This window comes from Caenispirillum bisanense (assembly GCF_039523075.1).
Lineage (GTDB): Bacteria > Pseudomonadota > Alphaproteobacteria > Rhodospirillales > Rhodospirillaceae > Caenispirillum > Caenispirillum bisanense.
The window spans coordinates 46,661-52,665 of the sequence record NZ_BAAAEP010000008.1 but is presented as its reverse complement, the minus strand read 5'-3'; the positions used below and the strand labels follow the sequence as shown (position 1 = coordinate 52,665).

Sequence of the window (6,005 nt, the reverse complement as noted above, 5' to 3'; positions counted from 1 at the left end):
CTGCGGCGCTGGCTGGTCGACCACATCCTGCGGCAGGACGCCGGCATGCGCCGACGACGATGACCGCCAGCGTCGCCGCCACCCCGGCGGCGGACAGCGCCTGCAGGTCGATGAGGGTCGGCAGCACCGAGATGTAGAACAGCATCACCTTCGGGTTGCCCAGCGTCAGCGCCAGCCCCGACAGGCCGGTGCGCCAGGGCGCCTGTTCGACGGCGGCGGGCGGCGCGGCCTCGGGGTCGTCGCCGCGGCTGCGCAGGAGCTTGATGCCGAGCCAGACGAGATAGAGCCCGCCGGCGATCTTCACCGCCACGAACAGCGGCCCCAGCGCCTTGGCCACCACCGCCAGGCCGCCGACCGCCAGCGCGATCCACACCGCATCGCCGGCCAGCATCCCCACCAGGAACACCAGCGACCGCCGCCCGCCCTGCGCCAGCGCGCGGGCCGACAGCGCCATGTTGCCGGGGCCGGGCAGCAGGGCGGCAACGAAGGTGGCAGCGAGCAGGACGAGCGCCGTATGCAGGGTCATGATGGCCGGTGACAGTCACGCAAGATGAATGGACTGACAGTTTCCCCCTTCGCCCCCGGAATCAACAGGGCCATTTGGCCGTTGCGGCAGGACGGCCATCGTCGCGGGTGCTGGCCGAAAATTCACTTTTCCGCCGCCGCCAACCGGAGTACCAGAGGCGTCGCCCGGAGCACCCGCTCCCTCCCCGAGTCTCCGCATCCATGCCGTTCAAGTCGCCGCTGCCGCAGCGTCTGTTGTCTCCCACCGTGATCCGCCCGCTGGCGGCGGTGGCGAGCCTGCTTGCCTTCGGGCTGGCCCTGTGGGTCATCCACCGCGAGGCCTCGGTCATCACCTGGGACGAGATCCATGCCGGCCTGCGGCGGGTGGGCGGCACCGACGTGCTGTTCGGCCTCGCCCTGGCGGCCGGCAGCTACCTCGCGCTCACCGGCTTCGACTACATGGGCCTGCGCCACTGCGGCATGCGGCTGCCCTACCGGCAGGTGCTGCCGGGCGCCTTCATCGCCCAGGCGATCAGCCATACCGCCGGCTTCGCGGCGCTGACCGGCACCTCGATCCGGCTGCGGTTCTATTCCAACCTGGGGGTCGGGCCGCTGGACGTGGCGCGCGTGATGGTGTTCTGCACCATCAGCATCGCCCTCGGCGCCGCCGTGGTCGGGGCGGCGGGGGCGGTGGCGGAGCCGGTGCGGCTGGCCGCCGCCCTGCAATTGCCGCTGCCGGTGGTGAAGCTGATCGGGGTGGCGCTGCTGCTGGCCGTCGGCGCCTACATCGGGGCCGCCTCGCTGCGGACGGCGGTGGCGGTGCGCGGCTGGCGCCTGCCGCTGCCGGCGCTGCGGGTGACGCTGGCCCAGGTGGCGCTGTCGACGCTGGACTGGATGGCGGCCGGCGGCGTCCTCTACATCCTGCTGCCCGAAAACCTGCCGGTGTCGCTGGCCGGCTTCCTCGGCCTCTATGCCATCGCCATCATGGCGGGCGTTGTGAGCCATGTGCCGGGCGGCGTCGGGGTGTTCGAGGGGCTGCTGCTGGTCTTCCTGCCCGGCGTGCCGGCGGCCGACGTGCTGACGGCGATGATCCTCTACCGCCTGATCTACAACGTGCTGCCGCTGGTGGTGGCGGTGACGCTGCTGGTGGGCATCGAACTGGCGCAGAAGCGCGCCGCCGCCCAGTCCACCCTGCGCCGCGTCGCCGGTGTCAGCCGCCGCCTGACGCCGCCGGCCTTCGCCGTGCTGACGGTGGTGGCCGGGCTGGTGATGCTGGTGTCGTCGGCCACGCCAGCGGCGCCCGGCCGCCTCGACATGCTCTCCACTGTGCTGCCGCTGGGGGTGGTGGAGGCCTCGCACGTTCTCGGCAGCATCGCCGGACTGCTGTGCCTGGTGCTCGCCCGCGGCCTGCTGCGGCGGCTGGACAGCGCCTGGCTGGGCGTGCTGGCGCTGGCGCTGGGCAGCGCCGTGCTGTCGCTGCTGAAGGGCTGGGACTGGGAGGAAGCGACGCTGATGACCCTGCTGGCCGTGCTGCTGTGGCTGGCGCGGCCGGTGTTCAACCGCCACGGCTCGCTGCTGCACCAGCCGCTGACGCCGGGCTGGCTGGCGGCGGTGGGGGTGGCGCTGGCAGCCAGCCTGTGGCTGGGCTGGTTCACCTGGAGCCACGGCGAATACGCCGCCTACGACCTGTGGACCTTCGCCTTCGAGGCGGAGGCGCCGCGCGCCCTGCGCGCCACCGTGCTGGCGGCCGGCGTGGCCCTGGTGCTGCTGGCCATGCATTTCGCCGGCCCGGCGGCCCCGCGGCCGACCGTCGCCACCGCCGCCGAGGTGACTGAGGCCGCCGCCATCGTCGCCCGCGCCGGTGACAGCGCCGCCTGCCTGGCGCTGCTGGGCGACAAGTCCTTCCTGTTCTCGCCGGAGCGCGACGCCTTCCTCATGTACGGCGCCAGCGGCCGGTCGCTGGTGGCCATGGGCGACCCGGTCGGCAACCCCGCCGCCGCCGCCGATCTGGTGTGGTCGTTCCGCGAGCTGTGCGACCGCACCGCCTCGTGGCCGGTGTTCTACCAGATCCGGGCGGAGACGCTGCCGCTCTACCTCGACCTCGGCCTGCGCTTCGTCAAGCTGGGGGAGGAAGCGGTGGTGCCGCTCGCCGGCTTCAGCCTGGAGGGCAAGCCGCGCGCCGACCTCCGTTACTGCCACCGGCGGGCGGTGAAGGAGGGGGCGACGTTCGAGGTCGTGCCGCCCGGCGCCGCCGGGGCGCTGATGGACGATCTGGCGCGGGTGTCGCAGGCGTGGCTGGAAGAACGGCGGGCACGCGAGAAGCGCTTCTCCCTCGGCCGCTTCGACCCCGACTACCTCGCCCGCTTCCCCATCGCCGTCGCCCGACGCGACGGGCAGGTGGTGGCCTTCGCCAACCTGTGGCCCGCCGGCGACCGCCGCGAACTCACCGTCGACCTGATGCGCCACCTGCCCGGCGGCGGCTATGGCATCATGGATTTCCTGTTCGTCGAGATCATGCTGTGGGCGAAAGCGGAGGGGTGGGAGACGTTCTCCCTCGGCATGGCGCCGCTGGCCGGCCTGCCCGACAACCCGCTGGCGCCGGTGTGGGGCCGGGTGGGCGCCATGATCTTCGAGCGCGGCGAGGGCTTCTACAATTTCCAGGGCATCCGCCGGTACAAGGAGAAGTTCCAGCCGCAGTGGCGGCCGCGTTTCCTGGCCGCGCCCGGCGGGCCGGTGCTGCTGAAGGTGGCCATGGACGTCGCCGGCCTGATCGGCGGCGGTTTCAGGGGAGTGATCACGAAATGAGGCACGTGCCTCTGCCGCGGATGTTGCTGGCGCTGCTGCTGACGGTGGTGGCCGCGCTCACCCTGGCGCCGGCCACGGCGCGGGCCGACGATCCGCCCGGCTGGGTGGTGGAGGAACCGGGGGCGGCGGACGGGCCGCAGGCGCGGCGGCTGGCGGTGATCGTTTCCGGTGACGGCGGCTGGGCCGACCTCGACCGCGACCTGGCGGCGCTGCTGCAGGCGCGCGGCGTGGCGGTGGTCGGCATCGACGCCCTGCATTACTTCTGGACCCGCCGCACGCCGGATCAGACCGCCGCCGACATCGCCGCCGTGGTCGACAGCGCCATGACCCGCTGGGGGCGGGACGAGGTGATCCTGATCGGCTTTTCCTTCGGTGCCTCGGTGCTGCCGGCCATCGCCAACCGCCTGCCGCCGGACCTGAAGGGCAAGGTGGTGTCGGCCGCGCTGCTCACCAGCTACACCTGGGCCAACTGGGAGATCCACGTCGGCGGCTGGTTCCGCGACGAGCCCGACGACCACGCCACCGACGTACTGCCGGAGGCCCGCGCCCTGCCCATGCCGTTGCTGTGCATCTACGGCACCGACGAGACGGCGAAGTCGGTCTGCCCGCTGCTGGCCGATGTCGCCACCGTGGAGTCGCGGCCGGGCGGCCATCACTTTGACAAGAACTACCCGGCCCTGGCCGACAGCATCCTGCGCCACGCCGACGGCAACGGTCGCTGAGCGGCGGCAAGGTGGGGGCGCCGGCCACTGCCACTGCCACCTCCGTGACTCGCCATTGCCACGGAATGGCTGCTGGCCGCGCCGCGGCCGGGCTGGCAGGGTGCGGCGGTGTTCAACGCGACCCGCAAGCCCGACCCACAGATGCAGCGGAGGCGGCCATGGTTCTGTCCACCCTGATCCTCAACGCCACGGCCCTGGCCGCCGGTGTGGCGGCGCTGGCGGTGGTGAACCGGCTGCGGCCGGTGGCAGGGCGTATGGCGGCGGGCGTGGCCGGCATCGCGCTCACGGCTTACGGCGCCGTCTCTACTCTGGATGCTGCCTTCGCCCCGCCGCCGTCGCCGCCGCCGGCAGTGATCGTCGCCGGCTTCGGCCCGGCGCCGCTGTTCATGTGCCTGTGACGGAGGAAAGCGGCGAGGGGGCCAGGGGAAAGGCCGCCACCTCCGCCACGCCGGAGGGCGTCAGGTGGAGCAGCGCCAGCCGGTCCAGGGCCGCCGCCATGTCGACCGTCTGCGGCAGTGCCTCGGCCTCCGCCGCCGCGCGGAAGCGGCCGACGGTGAGATGCGGGCGGTAGGGGATGTCGCGGCGCAGGTGTGGTGCCAGCACGCCGGCGTAAAGGCGGTCATGCAGCCGTGTCACCGCCGCGCCGTCCTCCGGCAGCAGGAAGGCATAGGTGTCGCCCGACAGCGGATCGGCGCAGGGCGCGATGGCGGTGAAGCGCAGCGGCAGAGCGGGCGTCGCCGCAGCGGCCGCCGCCACCTCCGCCGCCACGGCGTCGCTGTCGGCCTCGGTGGGGAATACCAGGGTCACATGCGGCGGCACCAGCGTCGCCTGCGGATCGTGGCGCTGCCGCAGGGCCTGTACGCGGGCACCGTCGACGGGATCGGACCAGCGCGGCAGGGCGATGACGGCCAGCCGCGCGACGGTCACAGATCGAACCGGATGCCGAAGGTCTCCAGGATGCGGTGGGCGGCGAGGGCGGGCGTCAGGTCGCCGGCGGCGACGGCGCGCTCGACCTCCGGCAGCTGCTCGCGCACCTGCGGGTGGCCGGTGAGGGCGTCCATCAGCTGGTCGCGCACCATCTGCCACATCCACTGCAACTGCTGCTCCTGCCGCTTGGCCGGCAGTTCGCCGGAGGCGGTGAGCTTGCTGCGGTGATCGGCCACATGGGTCCACAGCTCGTCCAGCCCCTGCTTGCCGAGGGCGGAGATGGTCACCACCGGCGGCTGCCAGTTGGGGCTGGCGGGGGTCATGATGTGCAGGGCGGTGCGGTATTCGCGGGCCGCCAGCCGGGCCTTCTGCGGATCGCTGTCGGCCTTGTTGACGGCGATCATGTCGGCGATTTCCAGCACGCCCTTCTTGATGCCCTGCAGCTCGTCGCCGGCCCCCGGCAGCATGAGCACCAGGAAGAAGTCGACCATCTCGGACACCATGGTCTCCGACTGGCCGACGCCCACCGTCTCCACCAGCACCACGTCGTAGCCGGCGGCCTCGACGATGACCATGGTTTCGCGCGTCGTGCGGGTGACGCCGCCGAGGGTGCAGGACGACGGCGACGGCCGGATGAAGGCGTCGGGGTCGATGGCCAGCTCGTTCATCCGCGTCTTGTCGCCGAGGATGGAGCCGCCGGTGCGGGCGCTGGTGGGGTCGACGGCCAGCACCGCCACCTTCTTGCCCTGGCCGGTCAGGTGCTTGCCGAGGGCTTCGATGAAGGTGGACTTGCCGACGCCCGGCACGCCGGTGATGCCGACGCGGTGGGCGCGGCCGGCGTGGGGCAGCAGCTTCACCAGAATCTGCTGCGCCAGCTTGCGATGCTCGGCGTTGCGGCTTTCCACCAGGGTGATGGCGCGGCCCATGACCGTGCGGTCGCCCTTCAGCACACCGGCGACGTAGTCGTCGACGGTCAGCTGACGACGTGCGGGGGCCGCGCGCTTCGGCGCGAAGCCCCCGTAGTCGGAAACGCCCGGAGCCGCCATG

General features: G+C 72.6%; 6 protein-coding genes. 3 read left to right on the top strand and 3 right to left on the bottom strand.

Features of this window, described 5'->3' with window-relative positions; translation table 11 throughout:
• The coding region (locus ABD056_RS05935) for a LysE family translocator (protein WP_343865338.1) at positions 1–526 on the bottom strand (526 nt) is incomplete at its 3' end.
• 200 nt (positions 527–726) lie between these two features.
• On the opposite strand from ABD056_RS05935, the gene mprF reads away from it, so the two are divergent.
• From mprF to ABD056_RS05920, 3 genes are all read left to right on the top strand, one after another.
• Positions 727–3,309, top strand: a complete 2,583-nt coding sequence (gene mprF, locus ABD056_RS05930; protein ID WP_343865336.1) for a bifunctional lysylphosphatidylglycerol flippase/synthetase MprF — start codon at positions 727–729, stop codon at positions 3,307–3,309.
• The gene (locus ABD056_RS05925) at positions 3,306–4,031 is read left to right on the top strand and encodes an alpha/beta fold hydrolase (RefSeq protein ID WP_343865334.1); all 726 of its coding nucleotides are present in this window, start codon (positions 3,306–3,308) and stop codon (positions 4,029–4,031) included. The genes mprF and ABD056_RS05925 overlap by 4 nt, the downstream gene beginning before the upstream one ends.
• 158 nt (positions 4,032–4,189) lie before the next feature.
• Positions 4,190–4,429: a hypothetical protein gene (locus ABD056_RS05920; RefSeq protein ID WP_343865333.1), complete on the top strand. Its 240-nt coding sequence runs from the start codon at positions 4,190–4,192 to the stop codon at positions 4,427–4,429.
• Here ABD056_RS05920 and ABD056_RS05915 read toward each other — a convergent pair.
• Both ABD056_RS05915 and meaB read right to left on the bottom strand, forming a co-directional pair.
• Positions 4,416–4,958 (bottom strand): 2'-5' RNA ligase family protein, encoded by a 543-nt coding sequence (locus ABD056_RS05915; protein WP_343865332.1) that lies wholly within the window; start codon positions 4,956–4,958, stop codon positions 4,416–4,418. The two genes, ABD056_RS05920 and ABD056_RS05915, sit on opposite strands and share 14 nt — an antisense overlap.
• Positions 4,955–6,004 carry a methylmalonyl Co-A mutase-associated GTPase MeaB gene (gene meaB, locus ABD056_RS05910; RefSeq protein WP_343865330.1) on the bottom strand — a complete coding sequence of 350 codons (1,050 nt, stop codon included), beginning with the start codon at positions 6,002–6,004 and terminating at the stop codon, positions 4,955–4,957. Before meaB ends, ABD056_RS05915 begins: the two co-directional genes overlap by 4 nt.
• Position 6,005 lies beyond the last annotated feature (1 nt).